Genomic DNA, 20,538 nt, shown 5'->3' with positions numbered 1-20,538 from the left:
CATATATTGCGAAAAAAGAATCTACAATTAAAATATATAGATTATTATTATTATATAGTTACAATGCTTTTTATAGAGGAGTGAACATGTTGGGAGATTCTAATTTAGTCAAAGCGATCTGCGGATATTGTGGAACGGGATGTGGCCTAGTCCTTGAAGTTCAAGACAACCGAATCATGAAAATTCGTGGTGATAAGGATGCACCTGTCAACAAAGGACAAACATGTGTAAAAGGTGCATTTGCCTATGAATATGTCCATGCTAAGAATAGATTAACAACCCCATTAATTCGTAAAGCTGGTAAGTTGGTTGAAACGACGTGGGATGAAGCCTATCAATACATTGCCACTAAATTATTAAGCATCAAAACATCATGGGGACCAAATGCAATATCTATGTTTGCTTGTGCACGGAGTACAAATGAATCCAATTATATAACACAAAAATTCATGAGAACGGTCATCCAGAGTAATAATATTGATGGCTGCAATCGAACCTGACACGCTCCTAGCGTTGCCGGTCTGGCAACTGTTTTTGGAAGCGGTTTCCCAACAAATACTCTGGAAGATTTTGAGCGGGCAGAGGTGCTGCTTTTAATGGGGTCGAATACAACAGAGGCACATCCAATTATCGCTAATCGCATTAAAAAGGCGGCAAAAGCCGGCCTGAAAATAATCGTTATTGATCCAAGAAGGATAGATATGGTGAAAGTTGCGCACCGTCATCTGCAAATTAATGTCGGTACAGATATTGCACTGATCAATGCATTTATTCGAATTATCCTGAAAGAAGGCTTATATAATCCTGAGTTTATTAAACAATTTACGGTCGACTTTGAGAAACTTGAAAAACAAGTTGAACCATATACTCCTGAATTTGCTGCAAGCATTACTGGTTTGCAATCAGAAGATATTGTCGCTACAGCTAGGGAGTATGCTTCAGCAAGCTGTTCAATGATAGCATATACACTTGGTATTACAGAGCATCACTGTGGTGTTAATAATGTATTTGATATCGCCAATCTTGCTTTATTAACCGGAAATATTGGAAAACCAGGAACTGGAATTATGCCATTAAGGGGCCAGAACAATGTCCAAGGTGCTGGGGATATGGGATGCCTGCCAAACCAATTAGCTGGAGCAATGAGTTTAGCAAATGACGAATTCCGTAGCCGATATGAAAAAGAATGGAGAGTCGAATTAAATCCGCAAGCAGGCGATACACAAACGCGTACATTTGACCGCTTAGAAATGGGTGAACTAAAGGCACTATATATTATTGGTGAAAATCCTCTACTTGCCGATGTTCATATGAACCATACGAAAAAATTGCTTGAGAAATTAGATTTGTTAGTTGTTCAAGATATTTTCATGACCGAAACAGCCAAAATGGCAGATGTTGTTTTACCAGCTCGTTCATGGGGAGAAGTAGACGGTACTTATACCAACACAGATCGAAGAATTCAAAGGGTTCGCAAAGCAATTGAGGCACATCCAAATGTGAAAGAGGATTGGGAAATCCTTTGTGAATTATCCACAATTATGGGTTATCCGATAACCTATAAAAATAGTGAAGAGATTTGGGATGAAGTAAGGAAACTTGCTTGGGAGATGTATGGTGGTATCTCTTACGAGAGGCTCGAAAAAGAGTATAGCATCCACTATCCATGTCCGGACGAAAGTCATCCTGGAACTTTTATCATGCATGAGAGGTTCCATCAGCATGAAGTGCCAACGAAAAAATCACCATTTGTTCCGGTAGATTACACAGCTCCGTTAGAGTTACCAGATCATGACTATCCATTTACACTAACGACAGGCCGTCGCTATGAATCTTATAATACCCATTCTCAGACTCGTCATTATGCTTCGGGTGTAAAGGTGAAACAAACGGAAGAGACCCTAGATATCTCTCCTTCTGATGCAGCAGCTCTAGGAATTATTGATGGAGAAGTGGTCAGGGTTCGTTCACGAAGAGGGGAACTTGAGGTAAAGGCAAAGGTTACAGAACAGGTGGTACCAGGCTTAGTCTTTATGAGTTTTCACTGGAGTGAGACACCAACAAATGTATTAACATTAAATGAATACGACCCTATTTCAGGAACCGCCGAATACAAAGCATGCGCAGTTGCAATTGAAAAAATCTAAATAAACTATTGTAGACGCAGTTTTGTAACTGCGTCTTTATTATATAAAAAACAAGCCGGGATTACCCGACTTGCTGTGTAAGAGCTTTAGCTGCAGTTGCTTTCCTTTGATAAAAATACCAGTTAAGCACAAAGGATATAACATAAAAACCGATAAAGAAGTAAAAAGCAGTAACTGGTGTGCCAGTAGCGTTAACTGACCATCCGAATAACTTTGGTATAAAGAATGATCCATAAGCTGCAAATGCTGCTGAAAAGCCAATAACTGGTGCGGCTTCTTTCGGAATAAACAGGTTAGGAATCATTTGGAACGTTGAACCTGAACCAATTCCAGAAGCAATGAAAAGTACTAAGAAAGCTACTAAGAATCCAGCAAACTGTTTGCCATTTAGGAAGTAAATAACCCCCGCTGCGCCAATTCCCATGATAACTAAAACATATGAGGTCACCTTTGCACCACCGAGTTTGTCAGCCAACCAGCCGCCTACAGGTCTTGCCGCCGCTGCTACTAAGGCTCCAAGGAAGGCAAGTGAAATATGCTCAGGAAATTGTGATCTTAAAAGGAGCGGGAAAGCCGCTGAATAGCCAATGAATGAACCAAATGTTGCTATATAAAGAGCTGTCATTATCCAAGTGTGTTTACGTTTTACGATGACAAATTGATCCGCTACAGATTGTTTTGCACCAGGAACATTATCCATTTTAAACATAGCTAGTATTGTTAAAATTACAATTGGAATAACCCAGATAAATGCTGCATTTTGTAACCAAACTTTCTCACCATTTGCTAACACTTGATTGCTGCCGACTAGTGCAAAAGTTCCTGAAGTAACAATTAACGGTGTAACAAATTGAACAACAGATACCCCCATGTTACCTAAACCACCATTAATACCAAGTGCTGTTCCTTTTTCTTTCTTGGGAAAGAAAAAGCTAATATTCGCTGAAGAGGATGAGAAATTTCCACCGCCAAGACCACAAAGAGCTGCTAGTAACAACATGATTGAAAATGGTGTCTCCGGATTCTGAACTGCAAAACCGATTCCAATCGCAGGAATGGCTAAGACAGCTGTTGAAATCACAGTCCAGTTCTTACCACCAATTGAGCCAACAGCGAATGTATAAACAAAACGAAGTGTTGCACCAACCAAACCAGGCACAGCTGCAAGTGTAAAGAGTTGTTCTTCAGTAAAATGGAAGCCAATGTCGTTAAGCCTAACAGCAACCACGGACCAAATTTGCCAGACAATAAATGCGATCATCAATGATGGTACGGAAATCCATAAATTTCGACGTGCATGTTTTTTTCCTTCTGCTTTCCAGAACTTTTCATCTTCTGGGTTCCAGTAATTAATTCGGGCCATTATTTATTCCCCCTAAAGTGCTTTAATTTTTATTTTCAAAGTATTTGTGTTTGTGTTATTAATATAAATCAGATGGTAACATGAAATTTGTGACGTACGTCACAAAAATGGTGAACGAACTGTGAACTCAAGGCGGATGACAAAAAGTTGTAATAATTTGATCCTAAGCATAACGAAAGGAGACCTTCCACACACGGAAGGTCTCCTTTTGTTATGCTTATTTAGGATTTTTCATTATCCTCATAAAACATACCTACATAGTTTTTTGTTTCTCCAACGTCATCTTTAATGGCCGTAATGGTAAGCCATTCTCTGTAAATTTCATTATTTTTACGTTTATTCCAAATGTACCCTTCCCAAACGCCATTGGTCTTTAGACTCTCCCACATTTGATTGTAAAATTCATGCCCATGTTCCCCGGATTGAAGTACACTTGGGGTTTTACCTACGACTTCGGCCTGACTATATCCGGTAATTTTCGTAAATGCAGGATTTACACTTTGAATGATTCCGTGAACATCGGTTACACAAATACCGTCTAAAGCATGATTAACAATCTTAGCAGAAATATCTAACTTATCTTGGTAATATAGCCAAACTACTATAACCAGACTTGCTAAAGAAAACTCCGAGAGGGACATGAACCCTATAGCATAATGTCCAGTCCAATTAAAAAGTATGGTAAGAATAACTGGAGGGAAAAAACCACCAAGTCCCCCCATGGCTGAAACAATACCATTCACAATTCCAGCTTGCTTTGAAAAATATAATGGGACTAATTTAAAGATCGCCCCATTTCCAATCCCTGCAAAGAAAGCAACTAATAAGCAGCCAAATGAATAAATTGGCAGCGAGGGAGTAAATGACAATAGAAATCCTGCAAAAGTTAGGCTAAAGAAAACAGCCATTAAAATAAGAAACGGATTAATTTTATCGCCTAACCATCCCCCTATTGGTCTAAAAATTGTGGCTAAGGCAATAAAACCGGCTGTTCGAAGTCCTGCATCCACTTTATCCAATTGAAAGTGATTGACTAAGAACGATGGTAAATAAATGGTGAAGGCTACGAAGGAACCAAACGTGATAAAATAAAATAAACTTAAAAACCATAGTTTAGGATTTTTATACACCTCTTTGATTTGGTCAGGTAAGGAAATGTTTACTTTTCGTTCCTTTCTATCCCCTAATATAAAATTTAAAAGGGCAAAGAGAAGCACGACGAGCAGATAGATTTTTATCGTATTTCTCCAACCATATGCGGTAGCAAGAACAGGTGCTGAAAAGGAAGTAATGGCGGTTCCAATATTACCTGCTCCGTATATTCCATTAATAAACCCATGCTTTGATTTCTCATAATATTTTGGAAGAGAAGTTACACCAACAGAAAAGACTGCACCTCCAATCCCAAGTAATAACCCGCCAATGATAAGCGTACTCAAGGAATTTGCATAGCTTAACAATGCAATAGGAATAAGTAGTATAATGAAACTAATTGTAAATAAAAGTCGAGCACCATAGCGATTTGTCCAATAGCCAATCGGCACACGGAGAAGTGAGCCAAGGATAACAGGGACAGCAGTTGCCCATGCAATTTGTGAGGAAGTAAGTTGAATATCTACTTTTATAAAAGGCATAAGTGATGATATAAGTACCCAAACCATAAAACCAGCTACAAGGCTTCCAGTTTGTATAAAAAGTTGTTTTGATCCTTGTTTCATAAAATCCTCCTTTAATTCCCATGCCATCTTATTATTTCCTCAATCTTACGTTATATATTAAGAAATATGTTCATAGGCATGGAAGATTTTTCTTCTTGTATTATAGAACAACGAGCATTTGACTTTCAGTGAGGTATGACACACATTTGACACAAATATTTTTAATGGGAGAGATAGATAATGAATTTTCTTGAAAAACGAACATTGGATGAACGAATTGAACTTATGAGTAGCCTTTCGAAACAGTTTAAAATGCGTGCACATCAAATAGACATTGAGGGCGCCTTTCCTTATGCAAATATTCTGGACCTTAAAAATTCTGGATACACTACATTAACTGTCCCCTCTAGGTATGGCGGACAGGAAATTGCACTTTACGAACTCATTCGACTCCAAGAAAAGATAGCCGAAGGTGATGGGGCAACTGCTCTTTCCATCGGATGGCATATGGGCATTATCATGAATCTCAATGAAAAAAACTCATGGAAGGAGCCTGTCTTTAAGGAAATTTGTGAACAGGTGAAGAAAGGTGCATTAATAAATAGTGCTCAAAGCGAACCGAAAACAGGTAGTCCTACTCGGGGTGGAAGACCGGAAACAACAGCGGAAAAGTGTAAGAGTGGCTGGAATATTAATGGAAGAAAAACGTTTACGACGATGTCTCCTGTCCTTGATTACTTTATCGTTAGTGCGACCATTAAAGATACAGATGAAGTGGCAAATTTTCTAATCCCTCGAACGTCAAAAGGGATAATGATTGAAGAAACATGGGACAGTATCTCTTTAAGAGGGACAGGCAGTCATGACTTAATTCTTGAGGATTGTTTTGTGGAAGCTGAAAATCTTGTCGAAGAGTTTAGTACCACAGGAAGAAAAGTGAATGGATGGCTCTTACATATACCAGCTTGTTATCTTGGTATAGCAAAAGCCGCCCAAACTTATGCTATTCAATTTGCAAAGGAGTATTCTCCTAATAGTATCGTAGGGCCGATCATCGATTTACCAAATGTACAACAAAAACTGGGTGAGATGGAACTAAAGGTCATGCAGTCCGAGTACTTTTTATATGGGGCGTCTAAACAGTGGGATTCTTCAAACACTGAGGATAGAGAAAAAATGGGCGCTCATTTAGGGGCAGCTAAATTAACTGTGACCAATCTAGCTATTGAAATTGTTGACTTAGCCATGCGTATCGTGGGAGCAAAAAGTCTTTCATTAAGTAATCCATTGCAAAGATATTATCGGGATGTAAGAGCCGGACTTCATAATCCTCCGATGGATGACATGACTCTACAATTATTAGCAAAGCATAGTATCCAAAACATGGAGTAAGGCAGGAATCCTATCCTGCCTTTTTATTGTGTATAAAAAAATCGTTATTTGATTTCACACCACTCACCAAAAAATTTATTCTTCTACTAACTCTCCAATGTCAACAGTTGATCGTTCTTCCAATGGACCGCGTAAATGAACTGTGGCAGTATGCCCGTCTTCATTTAATTGATCAATCCATACTGATGCACCATTATACTTGACTTCGATATCTGCTGAAGAAGACAAAATCTGCTTAACTCGGTTAATATGCATGTGATTCACTCCTAGTCATTTATTAGGTAATTCAAAAAGGTTTTCATTCGCATTCTTCTATTATTTAGTGGGCAATTTTTCATTCTAAGGGTAGTCAATATGTACACCATTGATCGTTCCTGGCTCATCAACCTCTTCCAGGCTATTTAGATAATGATTGAGTTCTATCTGCATTTCCTTCGGTGCACCAGGCTTTAAATGCCAATTTCCTGGTTCATCAACAAAATATGGGCTCTTTGTAAAGTCAGGCCTTATTCTGGGCATCGGATTCTCCTTCTAAATTTTCTTCTTTCCTCTGTGTATATACTTTCCAATGTTTACAAAGTTCATTCAAGTAAACATTGCTCCTTTTTTGTACAAGATAAGGCTAAATTCATATTGCTCCCAAATTCATTCAGGTTTAATATATGTAGAAATGGAAACTTAATGGAACGTATCACGTATTAAATAAAAATTTGAAACTAAAATAAGACTTATTCGTCTTATATAAATGAGGACCTGAAAATAGTCATGTCCAACAAATAAATAACATAGAAATAGAAATGACCAATTTAAAAATGGCTAAGGTATCAGCAAATAATGTAGATTTATGTTGATAAGAATTGGAAGATATAACATGATTTTTGTTTTTATTTTGAGAAGAAATGTGATATAGTAATTGAGGTTCGTTTACCGGAGCTTAATTGGTAAGTGAGGGGAGAAATTTTTAAATGAATAAAATTAGACTACCTAAAACATTAAAAAATAGTCATATTACATTTTTTGCGGCTGCAGTTGTTTTATTTTGGATCAAAACATATGCAGCATATCAAATTGAATTTAACTTAGGTATTGAAAATAATTTACAAAAGTTTCTACTTTTGATAAATCCTTTAAGTTCAGCACTTTTCTTCTTTGGTATAGCACTGCTGTTTAAGAAGCGTTCAAAGTTAATTATGATTTTAATTAACTTCCTTTTATCATTCTTATTGTATGCGAATATCGCCTATTATCGCTTCTTTAATGATTTCATTACGGTGCCAGTGTTGATGCAAACCAAAACGAATGCTGGTCAGCTTGGTGACAGTGCACTTTCGTTAATGTCTCCTTTTGATATTTTTTATTTTACAGACATGTTTATATTAATTGCATTAGCATTAACAGTCTTCAAAAAAGTAACGGTATCGAACAGAAAAACCTATAAAATTGTTCTATTATTTTCAATCACTACTTTTCTATTTAATTTAGGTTTAGCGGAAAAGGATCGTCCACAACTACTGTCACGATCTTTTGACCGAAATTATTTAGTAAAATACCTTGGGGCGTACAACTTTACTATCTATGATGTTATCCAAAATATTAAGTCCTCTAGTCAGCGTGCGTTGGCTGATAGCAGTGATATTACAGATGTGGAGAACTACCGTAAAGCAAATTATGCTGCCCCAAACCCAAAATACTTTGGTAAAGCTAAGGGTATGAATGTAATTTATATTTCTATGGAATCCTTTCAAAGTTTTATGATTAATTATAAAATGCCTAACGGACAAGAAGTAACACCATTTTTAAATTCATTGACACATGATAAAAATACCTTCTATTTTGATAATTTCTATCATCAAACAGGTCAAGGAAAAACATCGGATGCCGAATTCTTAATGGAAAACTCACTTTATCCAATGGCACAAGGTGCAGTTTTTGTTAACAAAGCCCAAAACACGTATCAAGCTATGCCATCGATTTTAAAAGGACAAGGATATAGTTCTGCAGTATTACATGGTAACTATAAAACATTCTGGAATCGAAATGTGATCTATAAAGCTTTTGGCTATGATAAATTCTTTGATGCAGAGTACTATAGCATGTCAGATGAAAATACAAAAAACTATGGAATGAAAGATAAGCCTTTCTTTAAGGAATCTATCCCATTACTTGAAAGCTTAAAGCAGCCGTTCTATACAAAGTTCATTTCATTGTCCAATCATTTTCCTTTTGAAATGGATCCAGAGGATACAAATTTTCCTGCTGGTGATTATGGAGATACGGTTGTAAACCAATATTTCCAATCGGCAAACTATATGGATCAGGCGTTCGAGCAATTCTTTAATGATTTAAAAGCAAACGGTTTGTATGATAATACCATTATTGTTATGTATGGTGACCATTACGGCATTTCTGAAAACCATAACGATGCAATGGCAAAGGTTATGGGTGTAGACGAAATCACTCCTGCAATTAATGCAAAATTACAGCGTGTTCCATTATTTATTCATGTACCTGGTGTGAAAGGCGGTATACAACACCAAGTTGGCGGGGAAGTCGACGTTCGTCCAACCGTTCTTCATTTATTAGGTATAGATACGAAAGATTATATGGAATTTGGTTCAGATTTACTTTCTAAACAACACCGTAATTGGGCATTATTTAGAAATGGTGATTTTGTAACTTCAAATGCCATCCAGATTAATGAGAAATGCTATTCTTCTGCAACGGGTGAATTATTAGAGGATAATACTACATGTAAGGATGTAGATAGCAAAGTCAATATGGAACTTAATATGTCTGATGAGATTGTTTACAAAGACTTACTACGTTTCTATAAGCCAGAAGGTTACACACCAATTAACCCTAACGATTATGAATATTTAGGTCCAAAAGGTGACACTGAGACATCAGGTGAATAACACTGTTAAAGAGAGAAGAAGCGATACTTCTCTCTTTTTCTTTTGCTGCAAAAATTATAGGAAATAACATTAAGGGGAACTTGCGATGTACAAGAAACTTTACCAATTAATCATTTCATTACTCGTCATTATCGCTATTATTCTCACTGGATGTAATGATAGCGAAACCTTAAAGGATAAGAATGACACAAAACCGACTTCTCCTATAAAGAATAAAGAAGTGAATACGAATGAAACGAGTGATTCTTCACCTTCTCAATTAGAAGTCCCAGAGCAGAAAACTGCTCATAAGAAATTGCTTCCTGCTACCATTGTAAAGAATGTCGATGGGGATACCGTTGAGATTAATCTTAATGGGACCGTCGAAAGGTCAGAATGCTCTGTGTGGATACACCAGAGACACACCACCCCCGATTAGGTGTTCAACCATTTGGACCGGAAGCGTCTGAGTATACTAAGAAGATTCTCGCTGTCGGTACAAAAGTCGAAATAGAACCTGGAATTGGTGAGGGACGGGATAAATATGGTCGGTTACTTGCTTATATTTATGTAAATGGAAAAATGTTTAATGAAATGCTGCTTGAGGAAGGACTTGCACGAGTAGCCTATATCTATGCACCCAATACTCAATATGTTGATGAATTTTATGCGATCCAAAAGAAAGCACAAAAAAAGGGTATAGGCATTTGGTCCATTGAAAATTATGCCCAAGAGGATGGTTATAGCACTGATAATACTAAGAGCGCTGATGAAAAAAAGTCAAATCCAAACACATCATCTGGAAAAAGTTATGAAAAAAACCCAAATGATGATCAAGAAACTAACTTGGATTGTAAAGGGAAAATTAAAGGGAATGCTAATTCCCATATTTATCATGTACCTGGTGGTAGTTTTTACGAATCCACCACAGACAATATCGTCTGGTTCTGTTCAGAAAAAGAAGCACAGGATCAAGGCTATCGGAAGTCCAAGCGTTAAAATAATTTGGTTATAGGCAGCAGCAGGCATTTACATGCTTGCTGCTTTTTAATAATAGGCTGTGTTAAAGAATAATGTAGATTTTGGTACTCTGTTGACCTTCGTTCCAGGCACGAAGACTCCTGCGGGAGTACGGGGCAGGGGAGACCCCGCAGGCGCTAAAAGCGCTGAGGAGGCTCCCCGGCACGCCCGCGGAAAGCGAAGTGCCTGGAACGGAAATCAACAGACTAGTTTAACACAGCCTAATAATAAAAAAATAGCCATGCACCAATTGTTAGCATATAATAAATAAAATATATTATTTTAAAAAAGTTAGGAGAGATCGCATGAGAGACGTTACCTTATTGAATATATTTGAACATCATATTGCCCAAAAATATTTGAATCGTTCAGGTCTTGCCCATGCGATTGCGGTTGCCTACCATGCTTTTCAACTTGGGAAGGATCATCAACTGGATGTGGACATTGCTGCAAAAGCAGGACTCCTTCATGACATGGGTCATTATACATGGTATAAAAATGGAAAATGGGATTATGACTTATACAAACAAAATGATATTCACCCAATCAAAGGGGCGGAAAGGGCTCATAAGCTCTTGATTCGCCTTGGGGAGAATCCAATCAAAGCCAAGACAATCGCACTTGCTATTTTGTTTCATACCGACTCATTTTTGCCATCCAACGATATTGTTCGAACGCCATTACAGCAAATTGTTAAATGGGCCGATGAAAAGGATGAAGAAGAGGGCGGAATGCATCATTATCGGACGATTGAATATGAACGAGCCAAACAAAGCATTATCCGCTTAGACGAATGGATCGACAATGAATGTATATAAAGTAATGGCGGTGCACATGCACCGCCATGTTTCATTCATTTACTGCCTTGAAAAACCTTCCTCTTTTAAAAACATCTCAGCTTCCTCATAGGTATCAAAGGTTGCATCCAGGTTTAACCCGTAATAGATATTCCAGGATTCATTTTCTTCCACTAGAATTAGCACACTATTTTCACTATCTACCCAACGCTCTTCGTTTGAATCTCCAATAATCGCTTCTTCTGCAGCTGTTTTTTCTACTGGAGATAGAGATTGAATCGATTGTTTTAACAATTTACGGAGTTGGTCTTCGGAGTAATCACGGATATTGACCATTCCTTTTTCATCCGAATCATAATTGTCCAACTGTCCAGCATAAATAAATCCATTCCCGTTTGGGTGTAAGTGATAAACAATGTTTTTCTTATCTGAGACACTGCCTTCGAACTGAAAATTGACTCGTCCTAGTGAAACATTTTTTCGTTCCAATTCAGGAAATGATTCGATAATCGCTAATTTTTCATTATATGTAAGCATAGTTTCCTCCGTCTATTTAAGTAAATCCTCTTACATCATACAGATATTTTACCCAAAGGTAAAATTTTTTACGAAAGGACGCGTATGAATACGTTTTTTTGAATATGTATTGGAAAATATTCATAAATGGTGTAAAATTACACCATGAAGAAAAAATGGTATAATTTACATTTTTGTATGATTGTGGGGAGATTTTATGGATTTGAATATACGAGAAGAGCATCGGAAAATTTTTAGAAAAGAGTTATACACATTAAAAGAGGAGGGATACCTTTCCAATGAAATAGTCGACATAGTTTCAAGAGCACATCACCAATATCATTTAGATTTAATTGAAATGGAGACAAAGCCTCCTATAAATGAAAAAAACTTACAAGTCCATTCGCAAGTGCCAAAAAAACCTGCGAAAGTGATGAAGACACGAACACCAGAAGAGATTCGTGAAAGAAATATTACGTGGTTATTAAACATCGGAGTAATCTTCTTACTTATCGGAGGATTGTTTGTTGCTACAAGTAATTGGGAATCTATGACAAATTTCATGAAAAGTGGGTCCATTGCAATTGTTGCTATCTTATTTTATGGAATTGCCTTTCTAACGAAAAAAATATTAAAAATAGAAAAAACTGCTTTTGCCTTTAGTGTCTTAGGTAGTTTGTTTTTACCAATATTTATTCTCTCTTTGGGATGGTTTGGTCTATTGGGATCCTATTTATCAATTTATGGGGAAGGGCGTTATTTACTCGGAATGCTGGGCAGCTGGCTGCCAGTTATTGTTTACTATTTTTTTGCAAAAAGCTTAGCATCAAGATTATTTGTTTGGTTCGCCTTTGTTTCGGTATCTCTAGGGATGGCCTTTCTTTTAGCTAGCTTCCATCTGAAAATTGATTTCTTCTACCTGGGTATGATGATTTTCAATGCCATCTTCATTTTTATTTATCATAAGTTAAAGAATAGGGAATCAATCAAACTTTTCACGAAGGAATTTATCCCGTATGTCCAAGTGAATCTCGTTTTGTGTACACTATTTATGCTTTTTCTCTATGATAACAAGGTTTTATACAGCTTCAATTTGCTATTAACAGCGATTATATATTTATCAATGATGTATGTGAGCGGCAGAAAGGAATATCATTTCATTTTTAGTATCATGATTGTTTACGGTGCTTATCAGTTAATTGAGCACAGTTTCCTGGATTCTTTTGGGGCGATCATTTATGCTCTGGTCGGATTTGGAATGGTCTTTGTTCCAAGGGCTTTGAATAACCAGTTTTCATTAAATAAAGTATTTCAATATACAAGTGCAATAATATCCGGAATGGCATTTATTTATATTAGTCTCGAAGGAATTCTCCTGCGTGCAGGTAATCCGTCGTTAGTTCTTATGCTCGCTTATTTTATCATTGCAGCTAACTTTGTTTATTTGTCCCAGCACGGTTCAAGAAGGTTATTTCCGTATTTAAGCGCTGTTTTTGCAGCCTCCAGCATTTATGAAATTATTGCATTACTAAGCCAGCCTTTTGATGCAATAAATTTAGCTCTTCAATTATCTATTACAGGGTTTATCCTATTTAGTATTTTAGGTATTGCGCAACTTTCAATGCACGTAAAGAACATTCAGACTGCCTCCAGAGATGTTGGGTTATCGGTCATGGTACTTGCTATAATGATGGCTATTTCGTTGTTATTATGGTGGGAATTAGGTGTTCTCTTATGCCTACTTATGGTTGCTTCCTATTTAGTTTATAAGAGAGAAGCAAGGATTTTCCTAAAGGAAGCTGCTGTATGGATTACTCCTAGTTTACTTGGTCTATCCATCGCTGCTTTTGGAGAAGAAATTAATAGTAATTTTTCTTTTTATCTTAGAGAATTTGGGTATGGAGTTAATTTTGCTATCGCAGCCATCCTTGTTTTATTATCTAGTTTTGTGTGGAGAGCTGTAGGGGAAAAGAGGTTGGATAAAATCTCTTTGTATACATCCCATGCACTTTATACTGTGGCCATCCTCCAAGCATTGTTTAATCACATAAACCATGTTTGGGTTCAACCGCTTATTTTGTTAGTTGGAATTGGAATGTATTATTATTTGTATAAAAAGCTTGGTACGAAGTGGGTTCCTTTTTTAGTAAGTATTATGGCACTGATTTCCTATTTTTCAATCATCCAGGCGATTATGCTATCCTTTACTTTAAGTCATACCATCCATTCTTTAATTACTTCTACTAGTGCAGTGATCATGCTGGTGATCGCCTATCTCTTACGGAAAAATGATTTGAACCTATCATTTGCGTTTGGTTGGGTAGGACACAGCATTTATCCACTGACGCTATTATTCACATGGTTCGCATTTCAGACAGACGCTATTTACAGCTTTATCTTGGCGTTGTTTGTCTATGCAATGAGCACAAAGTTGATGACTGTCGAATGGAAAATTAAAGCCTTTCTTTATGGGAGTTTTACTTCCGTATTCTTTATAGTTTCATCTGGCCAAGAGCTAATAATTAATCAATCTTTTGGAAACTATGAGTTTGTGTTTACTAGTGCGCTACTTCTCTTGTTTGTTTTCTTCACAAACGATGAATATAAAAAACGGACTGCTTACTATTTAGTCCCTTTTTCAATAATTGGAATTGTGTTAACGTTGATTACTTATCCGTTTGATTTGTTTCCATATCTTGTTACGCTTGCCTATGCTTTAGGAACAGTGGTTTATTTGCATAAAATCCACTGGGATGTTTTAGGAATTGTTCCATTATTTTTAGTATTTATTGCTACAGTAGAATTTATTTATATGGGGGACATAGGTGATATTGCTAGACTGCTTGTCACTGGAGTGGCAGGAATTGTTCTTTCGATAATAGGCCAATTGGTTTACAAACAGCTAGTTGAATATGGACAAAAAATTCAGCAAATAAAAATAGATGGTTTTACACTAGTTTCATTCATGTTTTTTAGTCTTATGTATATGTTCGAGGATCCATTCATCTGGAGTCGTGCAATACCGGGTGTTTTGATCGCCATTTCTTTTTTTCTGCAAAGAAAAAGAGTGCCTGAAAGGTTATCGGTCTTAATGACCATACTTGGAGGAGTCTATTTAATACAACCATATTATTCAATCATAGCTAAACTTAATATACCAGCATTATGGGAGCGGGAAGTAGTTGTTCTTCCCTTTATAATATTGATAATTTTCATTCGACGTTGTTTAAAGGGGCGATATGCGGAGATAACAAAAGCTGTTCAATGGGGGGTCCTGCTCGTCGTTTCATTATTATTAATTCAAGATGGTTTGGCGAGCAACACAATTTATGATGCAATCATTGTCGGAACACTTTCCTTGTTGTCGTTGATGGCAGGAATGTTCTTACAAATTAAATCATATTTCTTTGTAGGAGTTGGCGTTTTATTATTAAACGTATTCCTGCAAACAAGACCGTACTGGGGGAATATGCCGTGGTGGTTCTATTTATTAATTGCCGGCCTAATCTTAATTACGGTTGCCAGCTTTAATGAATGGAATAAACAAAAAGCGAATAAAGGAGAAACCACTTTTATTATGGTTCTCAAGGAGAAAGTAATTGGTACAATGAAAAAATGGGATTAAAAGGGATCTAACGTTCAATTCAATTTTAATTGATTGATAATATAAAAAATGTTATAATGAGTTTAATAAAATAATTGTTGTATCTGGAGGAGCCTGTCACCAAGGGATTACTATGTCCCGTGGTTGACGGGCTTTTTTGTATTCAAAAAGGGTCTGTTAAAACACAGACCCTTTTATTTTTTTAAGGAGGAGGATTGGATGGAATTAATTTTAGAATTAGCGATTATTTTATTTGCCTCAAAGATTGCTGGTGATATTAGTGTTAAATTAGGCCAGCCTTCAGTTTTAGGAAAGTTATTAATTGGGGTTATTATCGGACCTGCGGTCTTGGGGCTAATTTCAGAAACGAAAACCATTGCAGACCTAAGCCAAATTGGTGTGATCTTGTTAATGTTTATCGCCGGGCTGGAGACTGATATCCATGAATTTAGACGGACTTGGAAGGCATCAACCTTTGTAGGGATCAGCGGAATCATTGTTCCTTTATTGGCTGGTTATCTGACGGGGATTTTGCTGAATATGTCAACCATCGAAGCATTATTTTTAGGATTATTACTATCTGCAACTAGTGTAAGTATTTCTGTTCAAGCATTGAAAGAGTTAAATATGATTCAATCTAAAGAAGGGACAACAATTTTAGGTGCAGCAGTTATTGATGATGTTCTTGTGATCATTGCTTTAGCCTTCCTCATGAGTATGGCTGGAGACGAAGTGAATATAAATATGATGATTATGAAAAAGGTCCTCTTTTTCACGGTTGCTATTTTAGTAGCTTGGAAGATTGTACCATGGCTTTTAAAGAAATTTGCTCCACTAAAGGTTACAGAATCACTTGTCACAGGTGCATTAATTATATGTTTCCTGTTTTCTTTTGCTGCGGAATTAACAGGTGTTGCGGGCATAATTGGTGCCTATATCGCTGGGGTTGCGATTGGTCAGACAGATTATAAACATAAAATATTTAAGAAAGTGGAGACCATTAGTTATTCTATTTTCGTTCCAGTATTTTTCACTTCGATTGGTTTGTCAGTAAGTTTTGATGGAATCTCTCAACATTTAGGACTTATGTTGGGCCTTAGTATCCTTGCGATTTTAACCAAATTAATTGGTGCAGCAGCAGGTGCAAAAATGGCACGCTTTTCTTGGAAGAACTCCCTAGGAATTGGTGCAGCCATGGTTTCACGTGGAGAGGTTGCGTTAATTATTGCCACAATAGGTTTAGAAAGTAAATTAATCACAGAGGAACTTTTTGCTGTATTAGTAGTTGTTGTACTAGTGACAACCATTGTTACACCACCAATGATGAAGTTCTTTTTCAACCAAAGTAGTAAACGAACAACCATGAAAAACACCGCATAATATAAATAGAAACTTATTAATAGACTAATAAAATCCAGCCAAGATTGCTTTGGCTGGATTTTTACTTATGATACCGACTTTAATGAATTAGTCTCAGAGTTCTTACCTAAAGTTCTTAAACCAATAATAAATCTTATGGTAAAAATGACTGCAGCGATGATAATTAAGACCCCGCACAGTGCTCCAACTTGATCCGCTCCTGTCCACTCTGGTAAGTGTTCAGCCCAGCGACGCGGGGTACTTATTTTTCCAGCATAAAGGAATGAGCCTGCTAAACCCGTAAAGAAGAAAAAATAGGTAGAGATAGCCAAATTATCGATTCCCTTTTGCTTTTGTGTTCCTTCAGTTCTTGTGAAATAATACATAAAACCGAAGATCATCGCAATAACACCCATTCCCATGTACGTGTGGAAATGGCCTGGCACCCATTTCGTATTGTGCATCACATGGTTCACCACGATTGTAGCATCGATAATCGCAGGTACTGCACCTGCGACCCATCCGAACATTGCCAAAAACATCATACTTGAAGCAAAGTCCCATTTAACAGCCGAGCGGAACACAATCATCAATGCTCCATATGCAGTGACAACCATGACTGGTAAACCATTTGCATAAGAAAATATTTGACCGATAATTAACATCCATCTTGGGACTGCAAAATCCATTAACAAATGGTGTGTATAAATCATTAAAGTAAACAGAGTGGAAAAATTCCATGCAATTAGGAAGGCTTTATTGGATTTCCAGGGACGTCCAGTATATTCAGAGAGCACTTCATAGACAGCAATAACTGCCATATAAATGGTGCAATTAGCAAAAATATGGCCAAATGCATAGGTTAAGTGTTTTGCGAGCATTGGATCGAAGGTGAACTTTGGATTAAGTATATTAACAATTGATTCAACTATGACTGTAGCACCTGCTAAGATTCCAGTGGAGTTAGCGATAATGACCATCGTTGTGGCAACAACAGCAGCAGGTGGTCCATATCCCTTTTTGCCCCTGAAAATATAATCCCAGCCTAGTGATTTACCTAGACCGCCATATTCTTTGATCAGCCTTGCTGCTAAATAAAAATACATGACCAAATAGCCAATGCCTAACAGTAACAGCCCAAATAAAAAGAATAGTGCACCTGCTGATCCATTTAGTTTTGCTGAGGCAGATGGAAGGGGATAAAGGAATGTCCAACCATCAGAAAAATTAAAAACAAAAATAGCGGCAAGTATCATAACCACACCAATCAAAGATAAGATGAGGTTGGTAAAGAAAACCTTTGGATTCAAATGAATATATTTCGATAAATAATACCACATGATGGCGCTTCCGCCCAGTGCGGCGATACCGATCATTCCTGTTCCGTGAATGGTCATTACTTTATAAAACAATTGAGGAGAAATTTTTACGACATTTCCTTGATTTAATAACATCATCACTCCGAAAACCATCATGAAAACCAGAACCACAGAGGTAACCATCAATGAAAATGCAACGCCTTTTTTAATCTGTTTCCGAGCTTTACTTTCCATATTAATTACCTCCCTTTGGCTTGACAACAATGTCTTTAATCATGACATGGTGGCCAGTGCTGCAATATTCTAAACACATAATTTTATATGTTCCCGGTTTTTTAAATGTAATAGAAATAATATTTGTATAGTCGGGCATCGCTTGAGTTTGTGCGATTAAATGCAGTTTTTCATCATACAGCCCAAACCCATGGGTGACATCTTTACTTGTAACACGAAACTGGACAGGCTCCCCCACAGTAAAGTTTTCATTACTTAATTCCCAGGCAAACTGTATCCCACTAACCTCAACAACCTTGCCATTTTCTTTTGCCTGTACGTGCTGGTCGTGGTAAGGAAGTTTGCTTAGTGAAATTGCAGAAGCAAATCCCATAATGGCTAGTAATCCAAGAAAATAGAATTTACGAATTTTATAGCCTTTTTCCTGAATAGATCCATACTCTTTTAGTTTTCTCGATTCCCCGTACACAAACGAAAATGCTAGTGCGATAAGGAACACGAAAAATAATGTAGCGTACCACGCAATAGATTGGTACATAGTAAACCCTCCCATAAAAAAATAATCAAACAAGCAGTCCCCCAACCGCTTGTTTCATTTCATTTTCCATTGTAAACACCTTTTTATGAGAAATTAGTGAAAAATATCATACTTTCACTAGGGTATCTATCATAAGTATTAGCTCTTTTTTATTTTTTTTGAGATTAATTGAAAAAGTACCCCCATTATTTTCATTGAGGTTGTCGAATGATTTATCAAATAATAACAAACTAACATTCAGGAGGTTAGAAATGGGTACTGTACTAATCGATATAGACAAATTACTAGAAGCAACGTCAAATCTAACATCTGAGAAAAATAATAATATTGTTAAAAAAGTTGAAATCGACCTTTTACTTGAAAATACCCGAGATTGGTAAAAATAATATTTTTCAAAAGATAATTTTTAAAATGCCTTCATTTAACATGGAGGCATTTTATTTTTTGCAGAAAGAAATCTGTTATTAATAATAGGAAAGAATAGAATTCCATTTATGTTGCTTTAAAGCGAAAAAATATTTTTGCGATATCTATTGATTTTCCTTCAAAAAGATACTAGAATAATTTTTAATATATTCAATTTTTTGAAAATTAATATTTTAGTATTTGAGGGGGACTTAGCTAGTGAAGAAAAAAGGAAAAGTATTTTCAATTGCTTTAGCAGGAATGATGCTGCTTGCAGGGTGTGGAAGTAAAGAATCCGCAGGCGGAACTGAAAAAGGGGGAGCAGATAAGGAATTCAAAGTAGGTATTACCCAATTTGCACCACACCCATCTTTAGATGCAGCGACAGAGGGTTTTAAAAAGGCTCTAAAAGATAAAGGAATTAAAGTTAGCTTTGATGAACAAAACGCTCAAGCAGACATGAACAACACGCAAACAATTGCGAATAATTTTGTCGGAGACAAAGTAGATTTAATCTTTGCTAATGCTACGCCTAGTGCAACGGCTGCATTGAATGCTACCAAAGATATTCCGATTATCTTCACTTCAGTAACAGACCCAGTGGGTGCTGGATTGGTAGAGGCTTTTGATAAACCAGGCAAAAACATTACTGGAACAACAGATAACCATCCAGAAGCAACGAAAAAGACAATCAGCTTTATTACTGACGAAGTGAAAGCGAAAAATGTTGGGGTCATCTATAACTCAGGGGAACAAAATTCAGTTGTTCAGGTGGAAGAAGTTGAAAAGATTGTTAAAGAGAAGGGTGCTAAGCTAGTAAAAGTATCTGTTTCTACTACAGCAGAAGTGAAGCAAGCCTCAGAATCATTAGTTGGACGCGTTGATGCCATCTACATTCCTACTGATAATACTGTTGTTACTGCACTTGACTCAGTTATCGCCGTTGCAAACAGTAAGAAAATCCCATTGTTCGTTGGTGAACTAGATTCTATGAAAAAAGGCGCGGTTGCTGCGAGTGGATTTAGTTATTACGATCTTGGCTATCAATCTGGGATTATGGCAGCTGACATTTTAAGCGGCAAAAAGAAAGCATCTGAAATTCCTGTTGAACTTCCTAATAGCTTAAAGCTTGTAATTAACAAGAAGGCTGCTGAAGCTCAAGGTTTAAAAGTCAATGATGCTTGGAGTAGTTTAGGTGAGTTCTACGAAGGTAAATAAATAATATTTTTCAATGAGGAGCCTTCATTTAGAAGGCTGCCTCTTTGTCACTACATAAAATTTTGCATCTAAGA

The 20,538-nt window shown here is 36.8% G+C and carries 17 protein-coding genes; 10 read left to right on the top strand and 7 right to left on the bottom strand.

Annotation, left to right across the window (positions count from 1 at the left end; all coding sequences use genetic code 11):
• Nucleotides 1-86 precede the first annotated feature (86 nt).
• Nucleotides 87-2,147 (top strand): formate dehydrogenase subunit alpha, encoded by a 2,061-nt coding sequence (gene fdhF, locus AC4QJR_RS18660; RefSeq protein ID WP_496523836.1) that lies wholly within the window; start codon nt 87-89, stop codon nt 2,145-2,147.
• Nucleotides 2,148-2,208: 61 nt separating this feature from the next.
• Here the strand turns inward: fdhF and AC4QJR_RS18655 are convergent, their stop codons facing one another.
• Nucleotides 2,209-3,510: a NarK family nitrate/nitrite MFS transporter gene (locus AC4QJR_RS18655; RefSeq protein ID WP_496523835.1), complete on the bottom strand. Its 1,302-nt coding sequence runs from the start codon at nt 3,508-3,510 to the stop codon at nt 2,209-2,211.
• A gap of 221 nt (nt 3,511-3,731) precedes the next feature.
• Nucleotides 3,732-5,228, bottom strand: a complete 1,497-nt coding sequence (locus tag AC4QJR_RS18650) for a nitrate/nitrite transporter (RefSeq protein ID WP_251462279.1) — start codon at nt 5,226-5,228, stop codon at nt 3,732-3,734.
• A 180-nt stretch (nt 5,229-5,408) separates the two neighbouring features.
• On the opposite strand from AC4QJR_RS18650, the gene AC4QJR_RS18645 reads away from it, so the two are divergent.
• Nucleotides 5,409-6,560, top strand: coding sequence for an acyl-CoA dehydrogenase family protein (locus AC4QJR_RS18645; RefSeq protein WP_251462282.1), 1,152 nt, complete (start codon nt 5,409-5,411; stop codon nt 6,558-6,560).
• A 75-nt stretch (nt 6,561-6,635) separates the two neighbouring features.
• Here AC4QJR_RS18645 and AC4QJR_RS18640 read toward each other — a convergent pair whose 3' ends face one another.
• Together AC4QJR_RS18640 and AC4QJR_RS18635 are read right to left on the bottom strand one after the other, a co-directional pair.
• Nucleotides 6,636-6,815, bottom strand: coding sequence for an H-type small acid-soluble spore protein (locus tag AC4QJR_RS18640; protein ID WP_098574980.1), 180 nt, complete (start codon nt 6,813-6,815; stop codon nt 6,636-6,638).
• 84 nt (nt 6,816-6,899) lie between these two features.
• The gene (locus tag AC4QJR_RS18635) at nt 6,900-7,079 is read right to left on the bottom strand and encodes a hypothetical protein (protein WP_098574979.1); all 180 of its coding nucleotides are present in this window, start codon (nt 7,077-7,079) and stop codon (nt 6,900-6,902) included.
• Nucleotides 7,080-7,525: 446 nt separating this feature from the next.
• Between AC4QJR_RS18635 and ltaS the strand changes: the two genes are divergently transcribed.
• The 4 genes from ltaS to AC4QJR_RS18615 all read left to right on the top strand — a co-directional run bounded on the left by ltaS (nt 7,526) and on the right by AC4QJR_RS18615 (nt 11,292).
• On the top strand, nt 7,526-9,475 hold the full coding sequence (gene ltaS / locus AC4QJR_RS18630; protein ID WP_496523834.1) for a lipoteichoic acid synthase: 1,950 nt from the start codon (nt 7,526-7,528) through the stop codon (nt 9,473-9,475).
• An 85-nt stretch (nt 9,476-9,560) separates the two neighbouring features.
• The gene (locus tag AC4QJR_RS18625; RefSeq protein WP_496523833.1) at nt 9,561-9,893 is read left to right on the top strand and encodes a hypothetical protein; all 333 of its coding nucleotides are present in this window, start codon (nt 9,561-9,563) and stop codon (nt 9,891-9,893) included.
• Entirely contained in the window at nt 9,860-10,453 is a 594-nt protein-coding gene (locus AC4QJR_RS18620; protein ID WP_496523832.1) for a thermonuclease family protein, read from the top strand. Before AC4QJR_RS18625 ends, AC4QJR_RS18620 begins: the two co-directional genes overlap by 34 nt.
• A 326-nt stretch (nt 10,454-10,779) precedes the next feature.
• Nucleotides 10,780-11,292, top strand: a complete 513-nt coding sequence (locus tag AC4QJR_RS18615) for an HD domain-containing protein (RefSeq protein ID WP_496523831.1) — start codon at nt 10,780-10,782, stop codon at nt 11,290-11,292.
• Between the two features lie 39 nt (nt 11,293-11,331).
• Here the strand turns inward: AC4QJR_RS18615 and AC4QJR_RS18610 are convergent, their stop codons facing one another.
• Entirely contained in the window at nt 11,332-11,808 is a 477-nt protein-coding gene (locus AC4QJR_RS18610; protein WP_098574976.1) for a hypothetical protein, read from the bottom strand.
• A 196-nt stretch (nt 11,809-12,004) separates the two neighbouring features.
• On the opposite strand from AC4QJR_RS18610, the gene AC4QJR_RS18605 reads away from it, so the two are divergent.
• On the top strand, nt 12,005-15,412 hold the full coding sequence (locus AC4QJR_RS18605; RefSeq protein WP_496523830.1) for a hypothetical protein: 3,408 nt from the start codon (nt 12,005-12,007) through the stop codon (nt 15,410-15,412).
• 198 nt (nt 15,413-15,610) lie between these two features.
• Nucleotides 15,611-16,771, top strand: a complete 1,161-nt coding sequence (locus AC4QJR_RS18600) for a cation:proton antiporter (protein ID WP_496523829.1) — start codon at nt 15,611-15,613, stop codon at nt 16,769-16,771.
• A 65-nt stretch (nt 16,772-16,836) separates the two neighbouring features.
• Here the strand turns inward: AC4QJR_RS18600 and AC4QJR_RS18595 are convergent, their stop codons facing one another.
• Nucleotides 16,837-18,303 carry a cbb3-type cytochrome c oxidase subunit I gene (locus tag AC4QJR_RS18595; RefSeq protein ID WP_496523828.1) on the bottom strand — a complete coding sequence of 489 codons (1,467 nt, stop codon included), beginning with the start codon at nt 18,301-18,303 and terminating at the stop codon, nt 16,837-16,839.
• A 1-nt stretch (nt 18,304) separates the two neighbouring features.
• The gene (locus AC4QJR_RS18590) at nt 18,305-18,841 is read right to left on the bottom strand and encodes a cytochrome c oxidase subunit II (RefSeq protein WP_496523827.1); all 537 of its coding nucleotides are present in this window, start codon (nt 18,839-18,841) and stop codon (nt 18,305-18,307) included.
• 251 nt (nt 18,842-19,092) lie between these two features.
• Here AC4QJR_RS18590 and AC4QJR_RS18585 point away from each other — a divergent pair, with 251 nt between their 5' ends.
• Both AC4QJR_RS18585 and AC4QJR_RS18580 read left to right on the top strand, forming a co-directional pair.
• A complete protein-coding gene (locus AC4QJR_RS18585; RefSeq protein WP_269320597.1) occupies nt 19,093-19,221 on the top strand; it encodes a hypothetical protein in 129 nt (42 codons plus the stop codon).
• 244 nt (nt 19,222-19,465) lie between these two features.
• Nucleotides 19,466-20,464 (top strand): ABC transporter substrate-binding protein, encoded by a 999-nt coding sequence (locus AC4QJR_RS18580; RefSeq protein WP_098574972.1) that lies wholly within the window; start codon nt 19,466-19,468, stop codon nt 20,462-20,464.
• The last annotated feature ends 74 nt before the right edge of the window (nt 20,465-20,538 follow it).

Source organism: Neobacillus sp. BP17 (assembly GCF_059579525.1).
This window is presented reverse-complemented; position numbering and strand designations above follow the sequence as displayed.

Coding starts and splice junctions, on each gene's coding strand:
- AC4QJR_RS18655 (WP_496523835.1), bottom strand. CDS start 3,510: ATGGCCCGAATTAATTACTGGAACCCAGAAGATGAAAAGTTCTGGAAA.
- AC4QJR_RS18650 (WP_251462279.1), bottom strand. CDS start 5,228: ATGAAACAAGGATCAAAACAACTTTTTATACAAACTGGAAGCCTTGTA.
- AC4QJR_RS18645 (WP_251462282.1), top strand. CDS start 5,409: ATGAATTTTCTTGAAAAACGAACATTGGATGAACGAATTGAACTTATG.
- AC4QJR_RS18640 (WP_098574980.1), bottom strand. CDS start 6,815: ATGCATATTAACCGAGTTAAGCAGATTTTGTCTTCTTCAGCAGATATC.
- AC4QJR_RS18635 (WP_098574979.1), bottom strand. CDS start 7,079: ATGCCCAGAATAAGGCCTGACTTTACAAAGAGCCCATATTTTGTTGAT.
- ltaS (WP_496523834.1), top strand. CDS start 7,526: ATGAATAAAATTAGACTACCTAAAACATTAAAAAATAGTCATATTACA.
- AC4QJR_RS18625 (WP_496523833.1), top strand. CDS start 9,561: ATGTACAAGAAACTTTACCAATTAATCATTTCATTACTCGTCATTATC.
- AC4QJR_RS18615 (WP_496523831.1), top strand. CDS start 10,780: ATGAGAGACGTTACCTTATTGAATATATTTGAACATCATATTGCCCAA.
- AC4QJR_RS18610 (WP_098574976.1), bottom strand. CDS start 11,808: ATGCTTACATATAATGAAAAATTAGCGATTATCGAATCATTTCCTGAA.
- AC4QJR_RS18605 (WP_496523830.1), top strand. CDS start 12,005: ATGGATTTGAATATACGAGAAGAGCATCGGAAAATTTTTAGAAAAGAG.
- AC4QJR_RS18600 (WP_496523829.1), top strand. CDS start 15,611: ATGGAATTAATTTTAGAATTAGCGATTATTTTATTTGCCTCAAAGATT.
- AC4QJR_RS18595 (WP_496523828.1), bottom strand. CDS start 18,303: ATGGAAAGTAAAGCTCGGAAACAGATTAAAAAAGGCGTTGCATTTTCA.
- AC4QJR_RS18590 (WP_496523827.1), bottom strand. CDS start 18,841: ATGTACCAATCTATTGCGTGGTACGCTACATTATTTTTCGTGTTCCTT.
- AC4QJR_RS18585 (WP_269320597.1), top strand. CDS start 19,093: ATGGGTACTGTACTAATCGATATAGACAAATTACTAGAAGCAACGTCA.